Source organism: Lysinibacillus sp. G01H, assembly GCF_028872195.1.
Lineage (GTDB): Bacteria > Bacillota > Bacilli > Bacillales_A > Planococcaceae > Lysinibacillus > Lysinibacillus capsici.
In genome coordinates, this window is record NZ_CP118397.1 from 4184454 (window position 1) to 4205580 (window position 21127).

The window sequence follows — 21127 nt, forward strand, 5'->3', positions numbered from 1 at the left end:
TTATTGGCATAAAAAATGCATTATCCATTAGTAGAAATAAAAGTTGAAAGGAGGGTTTCTATAGAACGATAGAGGAAGAAACAAGGATGTGGGCTGTGAAATGATTCTTTAAGGGGGAGAATAAATGGAAGCAATCGTAAATACTTTAGTTGATTACATTTGGGGAAATGCACTCGTTTACTTAGCATTAGGTGTAGGCTTATATTTCACTGTTATTACAAAAGCTGTTCAATTTCGTTATATTCCTGAGATGATACGGTTATTGCGTCAACGAGGGGAAACGAACGAAGGCATCTCTTCTTTTCAAGCTTTCTGTATGGCGTTGTCTGGACGTGTCGGGGTTGGTAATATTGCTGGGGTGGCAACTGCTATTGCTGCTGGGGGACCCGGTGCAGTATTTTGGATGGGAGTTATGGCCTTCCTCGGTGGAGCAAGTGCATTCATCGAATCAACTTTAGCACAAGTATACAAAGAAAAGGCGGATAATCAATATCGTGGTGGATCTCCCTATTATATTGAAAAAGGGTTAAAATTAAAAGGATTTGCCATCTTTGTAGCAATCGTAATTTGTATTTCGTATGGAATTTTAGTGCCAGGGATTCAAGCAAACACAATAGCTGCTTCATTTGATACAGCATTTCATTTTCCACCATTTGTAACAGGTATAATTATTGTTGTACTTTTAGCATTAATCATTTTTGGTGGCATTAAGCGGATTGCACGAGTAGCAGATAAAGTTGTCCCAATTATGGCGCTTGCTTATGTTCTATTAACAATCATTATTTTAGGAGCTAATTTAAGTGAAATTCCTGGAATGCTTAAATTAATCGTTACAAGCGCATTTGGTACAAATGAAATATTCGGAGGTATCGTTGGAGCGGCTATTGCCTGGGGTGTAAGACGTTCAGTATTTTCAAATGTGGCTGGTGCAGGTGAAGCAACATTCAGTTCAGCTGCCGCTGAAGTAACACACCCAGCTAAACAAGGTTTAGTCCAAGGTTTCTCGATTTATATTGATACGATAATCGTTTGCACAGCAACGGCTTTAATGATTTTAATAACAGGTATGTATAATGTAACACCTCCTGGCGCTACAACACCGCTTGTAGAGAACGTTCCAGGCCTTGTTGCAGGTACTGCTTATACGCAAGCCGCTGTATCTACTGTATTTCATAATCTTGGAAGTAGTTTTGTAGCCATTGCCATTTTCCTTTTTGCCTTTACAACTTTAATGGCATACTATTATATAGCAGAAACGACAATTGTATATCTAGATAAGAAATTACAATATCCAATATTAAAATTCGTTTTAAAAATAGTTTTTTTAATAGTCGTTTACATCGGAAGCATTCAATCTGTGAGCCTTATGTGGGGATTGGGGGATATTGGATTCGGAAGTATGAGCTATTTAAACTTTATTGTAATCGTTTTATTATCAAAACCTGCTATTAAAGTTTTGCGTGATTATGATCGTCAAAAGAAGGCAGGCCTGGATCCTATTTTCGATCCACGTGAGGTTGGCATTGAAAACGCCGATTTTTGGATTGCATACAGTGATAGATTTAAAAAGAAGAAATAAGTATGAAATAAAAAACAGTCAGCACTCAGCTGACTGTTTTTGTTGCCTAGCGACGTCCTACTCTCACAGGGGGAAGCCCCCAACTACCATCGGCGCTAAAGAGCTTAACTTCCGTGTTCGGTATGGGAACGGGTGTGACCTCTTTGCCATCATCACTAGACTTATTCGACCTCCAATACACGGCGTATTACTGCGTCAGCTGCTCTCGTTCAATCAGTCACGTACAAAAGTACGCTCCTTCAATCACTCATTTGCTTCCTTGTACTACTTGTGTCTTGAAGCTCTCTTTTTTATTGAAAGATTTGTTCTTTCAAAACTGGATAAACGGTGCATTGAATGTTTCAAACGTTTTGGTTAAGTCCTCGATCGATTAGTATTCGTCAGCTCCATGTGTCACCACACTTCCACCTCGAACCTATCTACCTCATCGTCTTTGAGGGATCTTACTTACTTGCGTAATGGGAAATCTCATCTTGAGGGGGGCTTCATGCTTAGATGCTTTCAGCACTTATCCCGTCCACACATAGCTACCCAGCGATGCCTTTGGCAAGACAACTGGTACACCAGCGGTGTGTCCATCCCGGTCCTCTCGTACTAAGGACAGCTCCTCTCAAATTTCCTACGCCCACGACGGATAGGGACCGAACTGTCTCACGACGTTCTGAACCCAGCTCGCGTACCGCTTTAATGGGCGAACAGCCCAACCCTTGGGACCGACTACAGCCCCAGGATGCGATGAGCCGACATCGAGGTGCCAAACCTCCCCGTCGATGTGGACTCTTGGGGGAGATAAGCCTGTTATCCCCGGGGTAGCTTTTATCCGTTGAGCGATGGCCCTTCCATGCGGAACCACCGGATCACTAAGCCCGTCTTTCGACCCTGCTCGACTTGTAGGTCTCGCAGTCAAGCTCCCTTGTGCCTTTACACTCTACGAATGATTTCCAACCATTCTGAGGGAACCTTTGGGCGCCTCCGTTACCTTTTAGGAGGCGACCGCCCCAGTCAAACTGTCCGCCTGACACTGTCTCCTGCCCCGCTAAGGGGCATGGGTTAGAATTTCAATACAACCAGGGTAGTATCCCACCGACGCCTCCTTCGAAGCTGGCGCTCCGAGATCTCTGGCTCCTACCTATCCTGTACAAGTTGTACCAAAATTCAATATCAGGCTACAGTAAAGCTCCACGGGGTCTTTCCGTCCTGTCGCGGGTAACCTGCATCTTCACAGGTACTATAATTTCACCGAGTCTCTCGTTGAGACAGTGCCCAGATCGTTACGCCTTTCGTGCGGGTCGGAACTTACCCGACAAGGAATTTCGCTACCTTAGGACCGTTATAGTTACGGCCGCCGTTTACTGGGGCTTCAATTCGCAGCTTCGCTTGCGCTAACCACTCCTCTTAACCTTCCAGCACCGGGCAGGCGTCAGCCCCTATACGTCACCTTACGGTTTTGCAGAGACCTGTGTTTTTGCTAAACAGTCGCCTGGGCCTATTCACTGCGGCTCTCATGCGCTTGCACGCTCAAGAGCACCCCTTCTCCCGAAGTTACGGGGTCATTTTGCCGAGTTCCTTAACGAGAGTTCTCTCGCACACCTTAGGATTCTCTCCTCGACTACCTGTGTCGGTTTGCGGTACGGGCACCTCTCACCTCGATAGAGGCTTTTCTTGGCAGTGTGAAATCAGGAACTTCGTCCATACGGACTCGCCATCACAGCTCAACGTTACAGTGTGCGGATTTGCCTACACACACGCCTTACTGCTTGGACGCGCACAACCAACGGCGCGCTTACCCTATCCTACTGCGTCCCCCCATTTCTCAAACGGTGAGGAGGTGGTACAGGAATATCAACCTGTTGTCCATCGCCTACGCCTATCGGCCTCGGCTTAGGTCCCGACTAACCCTGAGCGGACGAGCCTTCCTCAGGAAACCTTAGTCATACGGTGGACGGGATTCTCACCCGTCTTTCGCTACTCATACCGGCATTCTCACTTCTAAGCGCTCCACCAGTCCTTCCGGTCTGACTTCAACGCACTTAGAACGCTCTCCTACCACTGACATCGTAGATGTCAATCCACAGCTTCGGTGAATCGTTTAGCCCCGATACATTTTCGGCGCAGCGTCACTCGACCAGTGAGCTATTACGCACTCTTTAAATGATGGCTGCTTCTAAGCCAACATCCTGGTTGTCTGTGCAACGCCACATCCTTTTCCACTTAACGATTACTTTGGGACCTTAGCTGGTGGTCTGGGCTGTTTCCCTTTTGACTACGGATCTTATCACTCGCAGTCTGACTCCCGTGTATAAATATCTGGCATTCGGAGTTTGTCTGAATTCGGTAAACCGGGATGGCCCCCTAGTCCAAACAGTGCTCTACCTCCAGTATTCTCATCACGAGGCTAGCCCTAAAGCTATTTCGGAGAGAACCAGCTATCTCCAAGTTCGATTGGAATTTCTCCGCTACCCACACCTCATCCCCGCACTTTTCAACGTGCGTGGGTTCGGGCCTCCAGTAAGTGTTACCTCACCTTCACCCTGGACATGGGTAGATCACCTGGTTTCGGGTCTACGACCACGTACTATTTCGCCCTATTCAGACTCGCTTTCGCTGCGGCTCCGCCTTCTAAAGCTTAACCTCGCACGTAATCGTAACTCGCCGGTTCATTCTACAAAAGGCACGCTATCACCCATTAACGGGCTCTAACTACTTGTAGGCACACGGTTTCAGGATCTCTTTCACTCCCCTTCCGGGGTGCTTTTCACCTTTCCCTCACGGTACTGGTTCACTATCGGTCACTAGGTAGTATTTAGCCTTGGGAGATGGTCCTCCCGGATTCCGACGGAATTTCACGTGTTCCGCCGTACTCAGGATCCACTCAGGAGAGAACGAACTTTCGACTACAGGGCTTTTACCTGCTCTGGCGGACCTTTCCAAGTCGCTTCATCTAACTCGCTCTTTTGTAACTCCGTATTGAGTGTCCTACAACCCCAAGAGGCAAGCCTCTTGGTTTGGGCTCTTCCCGTTTCGCTCGCCGCTACTCAGGGAATCGATTTTTCTTTCTCTTCCTCCAGGTACTTAGATGTTTCAGTTCCCTGGGTCTGCCTTCAAGACGCTATGTATTCACGTCAAGATACTACGCGATTAAACGTAGTGGGTTCCCCCATTCGGAAATCTCCGGATCAAAGCTCACTTACAGCTCCCCGAAGCATATCGGTGTTAGTGCCGTCCTTCTTCGGCTCCTAGTGCCAAGGCATTCGCCGTGCGCCCTTAATAACTTAACCAAGTTATTAAGCCTATAAAAAACTTAAAAAATAAATGTGTTTGTTACAATTTCAATGTCGTTTTATCCAGTTTTCAAAGAACAAGTTTTGAAGTGTTTCATTCAGATAGAATGAACCTTCAAAACTGAACGCAAAACGTAATCGTACAAACCCAAGGTTTGTATTCCGAAATAATCCTTAGAAAGGAGGTGATCCAGCCGCACCTTCCGATACGGCTACCTTGTTACGACTTCACCCCAATCATCTATCCCACCTTCGGCGGCTGGCTCCAAAAGGTTACCTCACCGACTTCGGGTGTTACAAACTCTCGTGGTGTGACGGGCGGTGTGTACAAGGCCCGGGAACGTATTCACCGCGGCATGCTGATCCGCGATTACTAGCGATTCCGGCTTCATGTAGGCGAGTTGCAGCCTACAATCCGAACTGAGAACGACTTTATCGGATTAGCTCCCTCTCGCGAGTTGGCAACCGTTTGTATCGTCCATTGTAGCACGTGTGTAGCCCAGGTCATAAGGGGCATGATGATTTGACGTCATCCCCACCTTCCTCCGGTTTGTCACCGGCAGTCACCTTAGAGTGCCCAACTAAATGATGGCAACTAAGATCAAGGGTTGCGCTCGTTGCGGGACTTAACCCAACATCTCACGACACGAGCTGACGACAACCATGCACCACCTGTCACCGTTGCCCCCGAAGGGGAAACTATATCTCTACAGTGGTCAACGGGATGTCAAGACCTGGTAAGGTTCTTCGCGTTGCTTCGAATTAAACCACATGCTCCACCGCTTGTGCGGGCCCCCGTCAATTCCTTTGAGTTTCAGTCTTGCGACCGTACTCCCCAGGCGGAGTGCTTAATGCGTTAGCTGCAGCACTAAGGGGCGGAAACCCCCTAACACTTAGCACTCATCGTTTACGGCGTGGACTACCAGGGTATCTAATCCTGTTTGCTCCCCACGCTTTCGCGCCTCAGCGTCAGTTACAGACCAGAAAGTCGCCTTCGCCACTGGTGTTCCTCCAAATCTCTACGCATTTCACCGCTACACTTGGAATTCCACTTTCCTCTTCTGCACTCAAGTCCCCCAGTTTCCAATGACCCTCCACGGTTGAGCCGTGGGCTTTCACATCAGACTTAAAGGACCGCCTGCGCGCGCTTTACGCCCAATAATTCCGGACAACGCTTGCCACCTACGTATTACCGCGGCTGCTGGCACGTAGTTAGCCGTGGCTTTCTAATAAGGTACCGTCAAGGTACAGCCAGTTACTACTGTACTTGTTCTTCCCTTACAACAGAGTTTTACGATCCGAAAACCTTCTTCACTCACGCGGCGTTGCTCCATCAGGCTTTCGCCCATTGTGGAAGATTCCCTACTGCTGCCTCCCGTAGGAGTCTGGGCCGTGTCTCAGTCCCAGTGTGGCCGATCACCCTCTCAGGTCGGCTACGCATCGTCGCCTTGGTGAGCCGTTACCTCACCAACTAGCTAATGCGCCGCGGGCCCATCCTATAGCGACAGCGAGATGCCGTCTTTCAGTCTCTTGCCATGAAGCAAAAGAGATTATTCGGTATTAGCCCCGGTTTCCCGGAGTTATCCCAAACTATAGGGTAGGTTGCCCACGTGTTACTCACCCGTCCGCCGCTAACGTCAAAGGAGCAAGCTCCTTTTCTGTTCGCTCGACTTGCATGTATTAGGCACGCCGCCAGCGTTCGTCCTGAGCCAGGATCAAACTCTCCATAAAAGAAATTTGATTAGCTCAAATTGTTTTGCTGGCATCATGTTTGATGTCCAAAATTGTGTTTCGTTCACTAGCTAAACTAGCTACTTAAAACTTTATTGATTACGTTTTGCTTGTTCAGTTTTCAAGGTTCATGTCGTTGCCCTTTTGGACAACTATTTAAATTTATCATACAACCAAGAGGTTGTCAATACTTTTTTTGGAGCGGGTGATGAGAATCGAACTCACGACATCAGCTTGGAAGGCTGAGGTTTTACCATTAAACTACACCCGCATATATTTTCTTAAAAATGGCGCGCCCGGCAGGAGTCGAACCCACAACCTTCTGATCCGTAGTCAGACGCTCTATCCAATTGAGCTACGGGCGCATATGAAATTAATTGACTTGGTGCGGCCGAGAGGACTTGAACCTCCACGGGGTTGCCCCCACTAGGCCCTCAACCTAGCGCGTCTGCCGTTCCGCCACGACCGCATTCGATTAGTAACTTTTTTATTATACTATGATAATTCGAAAAGTCAACTCTTTTTCTTAAAGAGATGAGCCATGAAGGACTCGAACCTTCGACCCTCTGATTAAAAGTCAGATGCTCTACCAACTGAGCTAATGGCTCGAATTAAGAAATGAATGGCTGGGGTACTAGGATTCGAACCTAGGCATGACGGAATCAAAATCCGTTGCCTTACCGCTTGGCTATACCCCAATAAGTGGCGGTCCCGACCGGGATCGAACCGGCGATCTCCTGCGTGACAGGCAGGCATGTTAACCGCTACACCACGGGACCAAAATATTATATACATTAAATTATGAAAAATGACCCCTACGGGATTCGAACCCGTGTTACCGCCGTGAAAGGGCGGTGTCTTAACCACTTGACCAAGGGGCCATGGCTCCGAAGGCAGGACTCGAACCTGCGACAACCTGATTAACAGTCAGGTGCTACTACCAACTGAGCTACTTCGGAATAATTCATGTTATGTTGTCGCCGTTATCTTGTCGACTTTTACTATTATAGGGACAACTCAACAAAACGTCAACTATTTTTCAAACTTTTTTTACTCCACTAATTTTAATTTCCCCAAACACTTACTGCAACAATACTTTTCAACATTCATTTTTATTTTCCGTATATATAATTGGTGGCAATTGACACAAGTATATGTATAGCGTCGTCGCTGTTTTTTAACTGTAGCTTTAGGGACATGTAAAACTGCACAAAATCGGGGGGCATCTACTTTCCTTAATAATTCTCTAAAATCTTTATCTCGATGCTGATACCCTTTACCTTCAATATGTAGGTGATAATGGCATAATTCGTGTAAAACAATACCTTGAATTTCCTCCAAACCATATAACTCATAGGCTTTAGGATTAATCTCAATATTATGGGATTGTAAAAGATATCGTCCTCCCGTTGAACGTAATCTCGCATTAAAGTAGGCTTGATGCAGAAATGGCCTCTGAAAGTTTTCTAAAGATAAGCGACGAACAAGCTCTTGTAATTCTTGATTGTCCATAGTAATCACCTCTAACAACAAGAATACCACACTGCGTAGTATAGACAGTGTGGCAAAAATTTAGTACTCAAACTAATACTTGATTTTTAGGTGGAAGCATCGTTAAAGAGATACGTCCTTTCGTTACATCTATTTGTTCAACCCAGACAGTTACAATATCCCCAAGCGCCACAACTTCTAATGGATGCTTAATACGTTTATTTTGGAGTTTAGAAATATGCACAAGTCCATCTTGCTTCACGCCAATGTCAACAAATGCGCCGAAATCTACTACATTTCTTACCGTTCCCTGCAATTCCATACCTACTTTTAAATCTTCCATTTTTAATACATCAGTCTTAAGCAATGGTTGTGGGAATGCATCACGTGGGTCACGACTAGGTTTCATTAAAGTATCCACGATATCTTGAATTGTCACGACTCCTACTCCAAGCACATCACTTAACTTTTGGATATTTAGTGCTGCAATAGCTTCCTCTGCCTTCTGTGTCCCTAACTCTTTTTTATCTATTTGAGCCTCTGCTAATATTTGCTCAGCAAGAGCATAGCTCTCAGGGTGAATACCTGTAGCATCAAACGGATTTTTTGCTTCTGGGACACGTAGGAAACCAATAGCTTGTTCATACGTTTTGGCGCCTAACCTTGGAATCTTCTTTAATTGCGCACGTGTAGTAAATTGACCATTTTCCTCTCGCGTCTTTACGATATTCTCCGCAACAGTTTTTGATAGACCAGAAACGTATTGTAAGAGTGATGATGAAGCCGTATTTACATCAACACCAACTTGGTTAACAGCAGTTTCTACTATAAAAGATAGTGATTCATTTAATTTTTTTTGAGAAACATCATGCTGATACTGACCTACACCCACAGCTTTTGGTTCAATTTTCACTAACTCTGATAAAGGATCCTGTAAGCGACGTGCAATGGAGACAGCACTACGTTGTTCAACCTGTAAATCAGGAAATTCTGTACGTGCAATTTCAGACGCTGAATAAACAGATGCCCCCGCTTCATTGACAATCACATAGGCTATTTCAGTAGTAAGCTCGTTTAATACATCCGCGATAAATTGTTCTGTCTCTCGAGATGCTGTACCATTACCAATGGCAATTATACTTATTGGATACTTTGCCAAAATTCCTTTTACAATAGCTTTGGATTTTGCTACATCTGGTTTCGGTGGATGTGGGTAAATAGCTGTAACCTCAAGCATTTTCCCAGTTTCATCTACAACTGCTAGCTTGCAACCTGTACGGTAAGCTGGATCAACCCCTAAAACATATTTACCTTTCATAGGTGGCTGTAGCAATAGGTTACGTAAATTTTCGGAAAAAATATGAATAGCCTGTGCCTCAGCTTTTTCTGTAAGCTCGTTTCGTAATTCCCTTTCAATTGAAGGCTGAATTAAACGCTTGTACGAATCCTCGATTGCTAGTTTAACTTCTGCAATAGCAGGAGACGAACCAGTTGCAGGTATCCATTCTTTCCACATAATCATTAATACTCGGTCCACCGGCACATGAATAGAAACCTTTAAGATTTCTTCTTTCTCTCCTCGGTTTATCGCTAAAATACGGTGTGGTACAATGCGACTAACAGGCTCTTCATATGCGTAATACATTTCAAAAACATTTTTCTTGTCGATTTCTGTATTTTTCACAGACGTCACAAGAATTCCATCTTTCCATGAATAAGCTCGGATTTTTTCACGAATAGAGGCATCGTCCGCAAAGCGTTCTGCTAATATATCTCGAGCTCCTATTAGGGCTTCTTCCGTATTGGCAACTTGTTCATTGTCCACAAAGTCAGTTGCTAATTGCTCTAATGCATCATCACTAAATGCTAATAAGAGATCTGCAAGAGGCTCTAAACCTTTCTCTTTTGCAATCGTCGCCTTTGTACGTCGTTTTTGCTTATAAGGTCTATATAAATCCTCAACACGTTGTAAGATTGTTGCAGAAAGAATAGCCTGCTCTAATTCTAGTGTAAGCTTTTCTTGCTCTTGGATTAATCGTATAACTTCTTCTTTTCGTTGTTCAAGTTGCTGTATGTAGTGATAACGATCTTCTACAGCTTTAATTTGCACCTCATCGAGTGATCCTGTAACCTCTTTTCGATAGCGCGCAATAAATGGTACCGTATTTCCCTCTTCTAATAAGTTAATTACAGCCTCTACTTGCCCTGGTTTGACTGTTACATCCTTTGCAATGAGCTGTAACATTTGCTTTTGCTCCACATCATCACTACCTTTTTCTTTTCATTTTACCATTACACTTTACTAAAAATGCAAAAAAATAGTCTACTCAGACGAATATGAGTAGACTATTTCCATTCACTTTAAAGGTATTTTTCATTAAACACCCACGAAAGATTAGAGCGAAACACCGCCACTTGCTAGAATAGCCTCTTGTAATTTCTTTATTGCTTTCCTTTGTATCCTCGATACATGCATTTGAGAAATCCCTAATCGTTCTCCAGCTTCTTTTTGACTAAGTTGCTCTAGATATGTAAGCTGAATAATTTGTTTTTCCCTCTCATTCAAAACGACCAGCGCATCTTGAACAATCATTCGTTTATTTGTCATTTCATAGCCATCGTCTTCCCTGCCTAAAATATCGAATAACGTGACTGTACTACCGTCTGAGTCTGACTCTATCGAATGGTCCATAGAAAGAGCTTGATAACTACGGCTCATTTCCATAGCTTCTAGTACCTCTTCTTCTGCTACTTCTAATCGTTCAGCAATATCTTTAATGGATGGAGAACGCTGCAACTCACTTGTCAGCGCCTCCACCGTTGATTTAATCCTCGGCCCAAGTTCCTTTATACGTCTAGGCACATGCACATCCCATGTTTTATCACGTAAAAAACGTTTGATTTCCCCAACAATTGTTGGCACCGCAAAAGCTTCAAAACTACGACCAACATTCGGATCAAAACGTCTTATTGCACCTAACAATCCCAGCATCCCTACTTGAACAATATCATCATAATAAGATTTACCATTCGAATATTTACGAGCTATAGATTCAACTAGATATCGATAATGAATCACTAAATTGGTTTGTGCTTCATCATCCTCTGTTGACTGGTACAATTCAATCCACTTAAGTACATCTTCTTTAGATGAAGATTTATGTAGTGATTCTTTCGACATTTTTCTCCACCTGCTCCCTAGTGACATACTTTGTCATGAAGACAGTTACGCCACCATCGTTATTGATCATCACCTCATCCATCAAAGTTTCCATTAAATAAAGCCCCAAACCACCTTCTCTTAGCCCTGCAATACTTTCTTCAGGATGATACGGCCCAATCTTAGATTTAATCTCTTCAAAATTAAAACTATTGCCGTAATCTGCAATCATCATTTCCATTTTATTGTCATACAGCGCACACCCGATGACAATTTCACCCTCTTCTTCGTCTTTATAAGCATGGTGAACAACATTTGTCACAGCCTCACTTGCTGCAATTTTTAAATCTTCAATATCATCATAATTAAAACCAATCCTACTCGCTAAGCCCGAGACAGTTAATCGAATGACACTGACAAATTGCGGTTTAGCAGGAACTCTAATTTCAATATAGTCAAATTCCTTCATTATCTTAATTCCACCTTTTTATCAGTTTCGATATCCATCAAATCACTAAGACCAGTAATTTCAAATAATCTTTGTAACCTATTCGATAAACCAACGAGCTTTACTTTACCATTTTCACGTAATGCTCTCTTATAAAAGGCAACAAAAATCCCAAGCCCTGTACTATCCATGTAATTTACCTTTGATAAATCAAGTTCAATTTCTAAACCCTCTGTAATCTTTACAGCTTCTAATTCCTCTCGTAATCCTGAAGCAGTAAACGTATCAATCTCACCCTCAACAAAGCCAAATAATTTATGATCAATTTCTTTAAAATGTATCGTTACGTCCATACAGCACACCTCCACCATATTTGTTAGACTATTTTCTGTACCCTGTTCAATTAAAACTTAAACCTATTTTTTTAAAATAACTACAGTAAAATCATCAAATAGTTTAAAATTTTGCACTCTCTCTATTTCCTTATAAAGGAGCTGACACAATTGCTGGGCAGATAAATGTCTATTTTCCTTTATTAAAGTTGTGATTACCTCTCGCGAATTTAATTCCTCTTTCACTCTAAATTCTGTCACACCGTCGGTCATCATAATAATCAAATCATTTTCTTCTAAAACAATTTCATGAAACGTATAGTTTGTTTCAGACAATACACCCAGTAGTAAACCTTTAGCCTCTAAGGTAAAGAACTGATCGTTCTTTGCACTATAATGTAAAGCTGGTTCATGGCCTGCCGAAGCATAAGAAAAAATGTTTTGCTCTACATCTAAGCAACCATAAAACATCGAAACAAACATACTGTCATCCACACCTTTTTCTATTACCCTATTAATAACTTCTAAAACATATGAGGGATCTTTATATGCATATACCAATGTTTCAAGTCCATATTTCACCATCGACATACATAAAGCAGCAGGAACTCCTTTACCGACAACATCTGTCACAGCCACACTCAAATATTCTTCTCCATCATGAAAAAAATGTACATAATCGCCGTTCATTTTTCGAATAGGTACTGAAATCATACCTATATCAATATTTTGCATATTCGGCACATAAGTTTTCAATAATGTTTTTTGGATGTTTGTCGCTATTTTCATTTCCATTTCATATTCAGCTTGCTTTTGAAGTAAACTTTGATGCTCTCTATGTGCCATTCCATAATGCACCATTACTTCAATCAAAAAATCATAAGCAGGCTGTGAGTCGTTCATTTGATTCGGAAATATTTGTTCTACAGCATTTTTATGAATGCTAATAACATCCTCGGGAGAGATATTTTTTTGAATTAACTGACGTGTGAAGTTCTGAGCGATATATAAATTTCTTTCTGTTTGGTTGACCATATAATCTGCTAATATTTTTTTATACTGAGCTTCTAATTGTTTCAGTTTTCTTCACGTCCTAACGCAACCATTTTTCCGCTCTTATTGTTGTTCCCTCTCCAATGACAGATTGAATATCTAAACTATCCATCAATCGTTTAACACCTGGCAAACCAGCACCTAGCCCCCCCGAGGTGGAATAACCATCCTCCATTACTTTACGAACATCTTTAATACCAGGCCCTTGATCTATTGCAACAACAACTATTTTCTTTTCAGTATCCGCCTCAACCCTTTCAATTTCTATGACGCCTTTACTTGCATATAAATATATATTTCGTGCTAATTCACTAATTGCCGTGGTGATGCGGGCTTGATCAACAGTGCCAAATCCAAGTGCTTTTGCTTCATTGCGCCCCAGTTGTCTAGCTGCAACAATATCCCACTCTGTAATAATTTCAACCGAAGACCTATATGTCACTGCTGTCCCTCCATTTCTTTTGGAGTTATACTCTAACACTTTTATTCAACCTGCTTGCCATAATTTAAGTTGAATTAATCGCCTCTATAAATGGAATATTCTATGTAGATTTTCATATACCTTTTAAGAATTTTTTCAAAAATCTATTTTTATTAAAAATCTTGTGTATATCTTAAAGCTTTTTGTAACATTTATCAATTACACCTTGGCTTAATTATTTCAGGCACTTCATCTTTCGTAGCAAAATCGTTTGCTGAACAAGATCTATAGTAATCCAAATTATAGTAAATACATTTCAGCATATAAGACAAAAAAGCATCGAGATTTCATAATCTCGATGCTTCTATACACATATGTATATCAAAATTTAACTAGACCTAAACTAATCATCAACGCACCATCAACTTTTTCCATCACAGCATGATCAAGTTGCGTAATACGATCCGTCAATCTTGACTTATCAATTGTTCGCACTTGTTCTAGCAAAATAACCGAATCACGTTCAAAACCATACTTTTCAGCATTGATTTCAACGTGTGTCGGTAACTTTGCCTTTTGAATCTGTGCAGTGATAGCTGCGATGATGACAGTCGGACTAAATCGATTGCCAATATCATTTTGAATAATCAGCACCGGCCTAGTGCCTCCTTGTTCAGAACCTATTACCGGTGATAAGTCTGCAAAAAAAACGTCACCACGTTTTACATTCAAAGTGTCATCCCCCGCTAACGAGACGCTCCACCATATGTTGTGCTTCATACTCTGCATGCAAGCATTCGCTCGCAATCATTAAATTAATATGAGACATTTCAACATATCCTTTAATCATAGCTTCCCGTATTTGATTTGGTTGCTCCTGCATTAAATTTTTGCGCGCCAAAATACGCACAAAAGATTCACCTTCAATTACTTCCTTTGTTTGTAGAAATAGTCTGTCTTGAACAGCAATTGTAGCTTCTCTTAACTTTTTCTCGTACACAGCAAGCACCTCCAACGGAACCATACACTTTTCATTACTTCTCATTCTATCATTGAAAGATATTGTTGAAAAGACATGAAATGACAAAATATCTGACAATTTGAAGTACAAATTGTAAAAATATGTTGGTTGTCGAAGGTATATGCTGAATAATTATTATTGCAATGTGTTTCCAAATATGACTCATTACTATGTTTTGGAAAAGAAATAAGTTCTCCAGTGCTAATTTATTTACCAAATTCAACTTGGAACATTGCTCATGACATTACATTGAGATTTGACTAATTCTAATGAAAATAACTAAAGATATATTCTAGGAACTCTTGTTGTTATAATGCATGGTATTTCATAATTAATTGTTTCGAGCTTTGTTGCCCATTCATCGATCGATACGCCAGTATTCCCTTGCCGACCAATGAGTGTTACCTTCTCACCTATATCATATGCTTTTGGTAGGGCAACCATACATTGGTCCATACAAATTCGTCCAACAATCGGCATTCTTTTTCCGTCAATTAAAACCTCTTGCCCACCTAACTTGCGAATCACACCATCTGCATAGCCTATTGGAATTGTTCCTATCCACATATCTGTAGGGGCAACATATGTAGCTCCATAGCCAACTGGATCACCTGATTTTATTTGCTTTACATGAACAAGTTCACTTTCAAGCGAGAACGCTGGTAACAAAGGAAAAGGTAAAATACTTTTCACATATGCAGAAGGTGATAATCCATACATTGAAATACCAAATCTAACAGCATCATATTGTAAATGCGGATCTTTTACTAATGAGGCTGCTGTATTAGATGCATGAACAAGTCGCGGCTTATTAGGTATTACAGCTAAACATTTCTCAAAAAATTGTACCTGTTGATCAAAATGTAGCGTATCCTCTTCATCAGCTGTCGCAAAGTGTGTAAATATTCCATCCAGCTCCATGTTATCTGTAGACTGTATTGTTTGATAGAGCTCTAATAATTCCTGCTCTGAGCGAATACCTATTCTACCCATTCCGCTATCTATTTTTATATGAAGTCGTAAAGGAAGCGCTTCATCCACTAAAAGAGAAGCAGCTTGCTGCATCCAATCATCGGCAAATGCCGTAAGTATAATACGTTGTTGCGCTGCATAAGGAGCAAATGAAACTGGAGATGCACCTAATATTAATATGTCTGGTTCTTCAAAATGTGCTCGAATATGTAATGCCTCATCGGGCGTTGCCACTGCAAGTACTGTGGCACCAGCTTCAAGAGCTGCCCGTGCAACGGCTACATCTCCATGACCATACGCATTTGCTTTTACTACAGCGATAATTTGAACATTAGGTCGTAAAAATTCTTTTAAGTTTTTTACATTTTGTTGAATTGCTTGTAAGTCTATTATTGCTTTGGTTGGACGAAAAAACTGCTGTGTCTTCATAAGAATACCCTCTTTATTTTTAATTAAAACATTATGTAGGACATACATGTTGCAAAGTATGTCAATTTAGCTTGTACACACAAAGTTTTAGCTTTCGCATGAGCCTATACTTTATAAGGTTCATTTTAATTATCAATAAGCTACAGCCTCCGCATTCCAGAAGGCTGTAGCCAGAAAAGTTACTTCATACTACTTATCGTCATAGATGTAGCAACTTCAATCATTTCTTCTCGCGTTAATTTACTTGATGCTACAAAGAATTCAACACCATCTTTTTCCCAACTAATTGATGTATCTGTAATAGCACCAATTGTATAACCTAAATCAACTGGATCACCAGGTGACGATACAGGTAACATTGAATTTTCCTTCATTACTGGTTGCTGCATAACAGTAAATGCCTTCTCACCTTCGTATGTTAAGATTACTCGTTCCATTCCACTTTCCTGCACAACTTTTTCATTCGCTAATTGTGCCCAATTTACAACAGGATAATGTGTTTGGAATTCTTGATATTCAACTTCTGCTCCAACAGCTTCCTTATCCTCATTATCTTCTTGCCCTTCTTTTTCGGCAGGTGTAGCTTGTTCACCTTTCGTGTTATCTTTATCAGTGAATTGCTCAACTGCATACTCTTTTGCAGCATGTTGTACACCTAGCTTAATTTTCTTAAATGTGATTTTGATTTGCTCTTCTTTCACATCATTCATAATAACTACTGAGGTTGGCAATAAAGTTTTCTTATCTACTGTTATAACCTGATGTGGCATACTGTTCTTATAGCTATTTCTAGTAGCCGCTTCAAATATATATGCTTTTTCTTCTTCTTTCATGACAAGATTTTTATCTTCTGCTAAATCTTCTGCTAGCGCTCCAATTAAGTACGCCTGACTATTTTTCTTTGGCCAATCACTTTGGAATTTATACATTTTGTTTAATGTCGGTGTTACGACAAAAACACCATCAGCATTACGTACAATCATTTGAGAAACATCTTTCCCACTTTCAACTACTTCTACTCGATAGAAATCAGGTTTTGTGTGCCATACTGTTACATCATAATTTCTTGGTTCCCCACCCGATTTAATTTCCATCGATGCATTTAATTCATAACCATTCGTCTCTGCCCATTTACCATTCACTTTCTTCAACACTTTTTCCTGTGAGGCTGCACCACATGCCGACAGAAGTAATATCGTACAAAGTAAGACGAGCCATTTAACTATACGGTTGCCCACGCTTTCACCCTTTCTTCTTTCAAATCCACTACGACAATATATGAACCGTATTTGTCAGTTATGTCATTTGAAGAAAGGGCAATATATTTAAATTTACATGCAATCCTTTTAGACAAGTTAAGTACTATTCTAATAAGATTACTTGAGCAGCTGCGTATTGCTTAGAATGCGTAATACTAACAAATCCATTGACAAGTTCATCCTTAAAATATAAAACAGGATTGCCTGCCGCTCCTTTTAATACTTCCATATCATGAAGCTTACATTGTTCCCCAAGCCCTGTTCCCAAAGCTTTCGAAAATGCTTCTTTTGCAGCAAATCGCCCAGCTAAAAATTCTATTTTACGAGTTTCTGAATAACCATCAAATATTTTTTTTTCATTTATCGTTAAAATGCGGTCTTTAAATTTATCTGTTCGTTTCATAGCCTTTGCAATACGATCAATCTCTACAATATCGAGGCCAATTCCCTTAATCATGTGAACCTTCTCCTTTACCTATTTCCAACAAGGCATGTATAATAATTGTAAATTGAGGTGGAGCCATGTTTAGTAGAACGGAAAATTTTAAGCAATATACAAAGTATTACCCTGTTGTTTCAACTTTAATAGCAATAAATCTTACTCTTTATGTACTGTCTCTCATACCCAGCATAGGAACACTTTTGTGGAATTACGGAATCCAAGCAAATTTCCTGATTCAAAGTGGTGAATGGTGGCGTGTTTTCTCTGCCATGTTTTTACATGCAGGTTTTATGCATGTGTTTTTTAATATGTTTTCCTTATATCTCTTTGGACCAGAGCTAGAAAAAATCGCAGGGAAAGCACGTTTCATTACAATTTATTTAGTATCAGGTATTGTAGGCAACATGGCAACCTATATATTCTATGATAGTAGTTATGCGAGTCTTGGTGCAAGTGGGGCTATTTTTGGAATTTTTGGGGCATTTGGGGCATTAGTTTACTATACTCGACGTACAATGCCAATGCTTCGTAAGCTCATTTTACCAATCATCGTCATCAGTGTCATTATGACTTTTCTCCAACCAAATGTGAATGTCTTTGCACATTTAGGCGGTTTAGTAACCGGATTTATCCTTGGACTTGTCTATTTACATCCAAAAAGAATTTTAAGTTGGCGAAAACAAAAGATGGCTGGTAGACCATAACATTAAAAAGAGGAGCTGCTCACCTATAGAGCAGCTCCTCTTTCCTTACAATGACATCCATTATAAAACCACTGTAGCTTCATTTGACATCTTTATTTTTTCCATTCAGTTGCTGTTAAACCATAAACAACCTGATCTACGTAGTGATCATATAGCCACTCAGCATCCCTTAAACGCCCTTCTTCATGAAAGCCCAATACCTTTGGGATTGTACGACTACGAATATTACCTACTGCAACACGTACTTCTATACGATTTAACTTAAAATAATTAAAGGCAAAATCAATCAATGCTTTCATGGAATTCGTAACGAGCCCCTTTCCTACAAATTCATTCCCTAGCCAGTAGCCAATACTTGTCCATTTATGTTGCCAGTTGATTTGGTGATAACCAATAACACCCGCAAGCTTTCCATCATAGTATATCCCTGCTTGTATGCCATTATGATCAGCATATTGTTGCATAGCATTTTTTACGAATTGCTCAGTATCCTTTACTGTTTTGACATCATCTACAAAGGGCAACCATTCACGTAATGTATCCCTTGAACGATCAGTTAAAGCGAATAACTCTTCTACATCACTTAAATCCAAAAGCTTTAAATAAGCGCTTTCATTAATGTCATATTTAAACAATGTCTCCACCCCTTTTGTTCTGTTTATTATATTATAAACAGCATCTCTATTTAATTATAGTTAAAAAAGCTAATCCTTCCATAAAATTGAAAGGATTAGCTTTTTAGTTCATTAATGTTCATACCATGTTAAGATCGTCTCGGCATCTTGTTGCTCTAAGCTGGAAACACTCCCTGTTGTACCAGTTGCTCCTGACATGACGGTTGCTTTTACAGACATAACATTCTTTCTTTTTTGAAAGTATGATTGTGTACTTTCAATAGATTGTATTCGCTTCTTCTCCATGATTAACGTAATTCGACTAAACACCCGATACTGCATAGCTAGTTGCTTGCCATCTATTTGATAGCCTGCTGTTCTATGCTGCCAAATACCAAGTAAAATTGTTAATGGAATTAACAGCAACGACAATAGCCCGTATGGATAAAAGAAATAGATAGATGCACCGATAACCGGAACTAGCCAGAAAAAATCAATGCGATAAAAAAATGGTCTTGCCCTTTTTGGTGAGCGAGTAAATGTAGGCTGCCAATTCATATCTGGAAAAAGCTGTTCTAATGTTTGCATACAATCTGGCTTCTTAATAAGTGGAAATAGCGTAATTTTTTTATCATTTCCATTTTCACCGTTACCACCAGCACTTTCAACAACCACTGTAGTAAAGCCTGTTAACTGACGTAATGGATTTTCCACAATACGAATTGCCTGAATTCGATTCAACGGCAAAGTAATACGCTTCTTTTCTAACAGACCTTTTGTGATAATCAACTTTTCTTCCTCAATTCGGACCGTATAATCATAATAATTTATCAGTGTGATGACCACAGATACAATCCAAGCAACGATTAAAACAACCATCACCGTCAATGCCACTAAAAATGCGCCGATTTTCACAAAATCAGCTAACTCATGAAATACAGTTTCATAAGGAATAATATCGGAAAATTGTGAAGCAACTGCTGCAAGACCTGATAACACAACACCAATTCCACCAGATGTTGTTGCTAATACCAGTAAATCTCGCATGGACATATGGTACATCATCGGAGTTGGTATCGCTTCCTCTACTACCTGCACTTGATCCTGTTGTTGAACCGCTTCGTTTTTAGCATGACGCATTTCTAATTCAATAATATCTGCCGCTGCTTTGCGAATGGCTGTCAGCTCAACCTCAGGTTTTCCTCCTTTACTACCAGCAGTCTCCACCTGAACTTTCACTAAACCAAAAATGCGATGAAAAACACCTTCATTGTAATTTAAACTTTGAATACGTTCAAAAGGGATATAACGTTTCTTTTTAACAAATAATCCATATGTCACACGCAATTCCCCATCTTCAAACCAGTAAACAAATGTCCGCCATTTTATGATTCCTCCCACGAACGCAAGAAGTGCTGCAACTCCCCATACACCGAACAGTAAAATGGTTTCAAAAAAATGATCACTACGAAAATTCAAAGAAAAATTAAAGCCGTTACTTATGATAATAATCGCAATTGGTAATATCATACTTTTCAATGCTTTTACACTTGTTATAATTGCAGACACTGGGTGTAAACGATTAATTTCCTTAGACATCATCTTCAGCCACCCTTGCTAAATCAGAAATACGCGCACGCAGTTCGTCTGCTTCATCCATAACAAGTGCAGGAATCGTATGTACAGTTGCAGCTGTAGAAATAGAGATATTACCTAGGTCGTATTTTTTTAATATCGGCCCTTGTGTTGTATCAACATGTTGCACACGTACCATTGGAATTAATGTGCGTTTCATAACAAATAAACCATGTTGTACTTCGATTTCATGCTCTCGAACTTCATAGCGCCATCTTTCCCATCTTATTTTCGGGAAAATAAAAATAGATAATATCGCACTTAGTAATACAATTGCACACGCTATGAAGTAAATAAATGAAGGCCATTCAAAATAATAAGTACCATAGCTTACAAGTCCTGCTACAACTAACAGCACCAATGTTTGTATGACTCCATATAAACGCCACACTGTTAGCCCTTTACGAGAAATTTGATGAATCGGTTGTGCTCTCATTGTCGTTCCCCCTCTTTCTTCATTAAGTGTATACGAATTCACTCACCTTTTTGTTTCAACTATAGCCGAAAAAAAACCTTACAGCCATCATGACTGTAAGGTTTACTATAAAAATTAAG

17 protein-coding genes, 8 tRNA genes and 3 rRNA genes are annotated in these 21127 nt (G+C 40.6%); 2 read left to right on the forward strand and 26 right to left on the reverse strand.

The features are described 5' to 3' along the window. The first annotated feature begins 124 nt into the window (after nt 1-124). A complete protein-coding gene (locus PSR12_RS21235) occupies nt 125-1579 on the forward strand; it encodes an alanine/glycine:cation symporter family protein (protein ID WP_216486224.1) in 1455 nt (484 codons plus the stop codon). Between the two features lie 44 nt (nt 1580-1623). Here PSR12_RS21235 and rrf read toward each other — a convergent pair. From rrf to acpS, 23 genes are all read right to left on the reverse strand, one after another. Further along, nucleotides 1624-1739 (reverse strand): 5S ribosomal RNA (gene rrf, locus PSR12_RS21240). A 190-nt stretch (nt 1740-1929) separates the two neighbouring features. Then, a 23S ribosomal RNA gene (locus PSR12_RS21245) occupies nt 1930-4857 on the reverse strand. 181 nt (nt 4858-5038) lie between these two features. Next, nucleotides 5039-6591: ribosomal RNA gene (locus tag PSR12_RS21250) — 16S ribosomal RNA — on the reverse strand. Together the 16S, 23S and 5S rRNA genes with 8 tRNA genes alongside form the textbook arrangement of a ribosomal RNA operon. 197 nt (nt 6592-6788) lie before the next feature. Beyond that, a tRNA-Gly gene (locus PSR12_RS21255) sits at nt 6789-6862 on the reverse strand. A 17-nt stretch (nt 6863-6879) separates the two neighbouring features. Next, nucleotides 6880-6956, reverse strand: a tRNA-Arg gene (locus PSR12_RS21260). Nucleotides 6957-6974: 18 nt separating this feature from the next. Beyond that, nucleotides 6975-7060: transfer RNA gene (locus PSR12_RS21265), tRNA-Leu, on the reverse strand. Between the two features lie 66 nt (nt 7061-7126). Continuing rightward, nucleotides 7127-7199, reverse strand: a tRNA-Lys gene (locus PSR12_RS21270). A gap of 15 nt (nt 7200-7214) precedes the next feature. After that, a tRNA-Gln gene (locus PSR12_RS21275) sits at nt 7215-7289 on the reverse strand. Between the two features lie 5 nt (nt 7290-7294). Next, nucleotides 7295-7370, reverse strand: a tRNA-Asp gene (locus PSR12_RS21280). 30 nt (nt 7371-7400) lie between these two features. Next, nucleotides 7401-7472 (reverse strand) — tRNA-Glu (locus PSR12_RS21285). A gap of 1 nt (nt 7473) precedes the next feature. After that, nucleotides 7474-7550 (reverse strand) — tRNA-Asn (locus tag PSR12_RS21290). Nucleotides 7551-7641: 91 nt separating this feature from the next. Further along, complete coding sequence (locus PSR12_RS21295) at nt 7642-8103, reverse strand: SprT family protein (protein ID WP_053996974.1); 462 nt, start codon at nt 8101-8103, stop codon at nt 7642-7644. Between the two features lie 67 nt (nt 8104-8170). Continuing rightward, nucleotides 8171-10342 (reverse strand): Tex family protein, encoded by a 2172-nt coding sequence (locus PSR12_RS21300; RefSeq protein ID WP_274770446.1) that lies wholly within the window; start codon nt 10340-10342, stop codon nt 8171-8173. 135 nt (nt 10343-10477) lie between these two features. Beyond that, nucleotides 10478-11263 carry an RNA polymerase sigma factor SigB gene (gene sigB / locus PSR12_RS21305; protein ID WP_221681407.1) on the reverse strand — a complete coding sequence of 262 codons (786 nt, stop codon included), beginning with the start codon at nt 11261-11263 and terminating at the stop codon, nt 10478-10480. Continuing rightward, nucleotides 11241-11711: an anti-sigma B factor RsbW gene (gene rsbW / locus PSR12_RS21310; protein WP_016993413.1), complete on the reverse strand. Its 471-nt coding sequence runs from the start codon at nt 11709-11711 to the stop codon at nt 11241-11243. Before rsbW ends, sigB begins: the two co-directional genes overlap by 23 nt. After that, a complete protein-coding gene (locus PSR12_RS21315) occupies nt 11711-12043 on the reverse strand; it encodes an STAS domain-containing protein (RefSeq protein WP_004232057.1) in 333 nt (110 codons plus the stop codon). The genes rsbW and PSR12_RS21315 overlap by 1 nt, the downstream gene beginning before the upstream one ends. A 63-nt stretch (nt 12044-12106) precedes the next feature. Continuing rightward, on the reverse strand, nt 12107-13057 hold the full coding sequence (locus PSR12_RS21320) for a PP2C family protein-serine/threonine phosphatase (protein WP_255601420.1): 951 nt from the start codon (nt 13055-13057) through the stop codon (nt 12107-12109). 58 nt (nt 13058-13115) lie between these two features. Then, complete coding sequence (locus PSR12_RS21325) at nt 13116-13517, reverse strand: anti-sigma regulatory factor (protein ID WP_221681409.1); 402 nt, start codon at nt 13515-13517, stop codon at nt 13116-13118. Nucleotides 13518-13877: 360 nt separating this feature from the next. Continuing rightward, nucleotides 13878-14228, reverse strand: a complete 351-nt coding sequence (locus PSR12_RS21330; protein ID WP_004232054.1) for a type II toxin-antitoxin system PemK/MazF family toxin — start codon at nt 14226-14228, stop codon at nt 13878-13880. A gap of 4 nt (nt 14229-14232) precedes the next feature. After that, nucleotides 14233-14496: a hypothetical protein gene (locus tag PSR12_RS21335; RefSeq protein ID WP_004232053.1), complete on the reverse strand. Its 264-nt coding sequence runs from the start codon at nt 14494-14496 to the stop codon at nt 14233-14235. Between the two features lie 300 nt (nt 14497-14796). Continuing rightward, on the reverse strand, nt 14797-15918 hold the full coding sequence (alr, locus tag PSR12_RS21340; protein ID WP_221681410.1) for an alanine racemase: 1122 nt from the start codon (nt 15916-15918) through the stop codon (nt 14797-14799). Nucleotides 15919-16097: 179 nt separating this feature from the next. After that, a complete protein-coding gene (locus PSR12_RS21345) occupies nt 16098-17156 on the reverse strand; it encodes a LolA family protein (RefSeq protein ID WP_221681411.1) in 1059 nt (352 codons plus the stop codon). 124 nt (nt 17157-17280) lie between these two features. Further along, nucleotides 17281-17634, reverse strand: coding sequence for a holo-ACP synthase (gene acpS / locus PSR12_RS21350; protein WP_004232050.1), 354 nt, complete (start codon nt 17632-17634; stop codon nt 17281-17283). A 65-nt stretch (nt 17635-17699) separates the two neighbouring features. On the opposite strand from acpS, the gene PSR12_RS21355 reads away from it, so the two are divergent. Next, nucleotides 17700-18323 carry a rhomboid family intramembrane serine protease gene (locus tag PSR12_RS21355; protein WP_048394279.1) on the forward strand — a complete coding sequence of 208 codons (624 nt, stop codon included), beginning with the start codon at nt 17700-17702 and terminating at the stop codon, nt 18321-18323. Nucleotides 18324-18415: 92 nt separating this feature from the next. Here the strand turns inward: PSR12_RS21355 and PSR12_RS21360 are convergent, their stop codons facing one another. The 3 genes from PSR12_RS21360 to PSR12_RS21370 form a co-directional block, all read right to left on the reverse strand. Beyond that, complete coding sequence (locus tag PSR12_RS21360; RefSeq protein ID WP_274770449.1) at nt 18416-18958, reverse strand: GNAT family N-acetyltransferase; 543 nt, start codon at nt 18956-18958, stop codon at nt 18416-18418. Between the two features lie 111 nt (nt 18959-19069). Next, nucleotides 19070-20536: a PH domain-containing protein gene (locus PSR12_RS21365; RefSeq protein ID WP_221681414.1), complete on the reverse strand. Its 1467-nt coding sequence runs from the start codon at nt 20534-20536 to the stop codon at nt 19070-19072. Then, nucleotides 20529-21008 (reverse strand): PH domain-containing protein, encoded by a 480-nt coding sequence (locus tag PSR12_RS21370; RefSeq protein WP_221681415.1) that lies wholly within the window; start codon nt 21006-21008, stop codon nt 20529-20531. The genes PSR12_RS21365 and PSR12_RS21370 overlap by 8 nt, the downstream gene beginning before the upstream one ends. Nucleotides 21009-21127 lie beyond the last annotated feature (119 nt).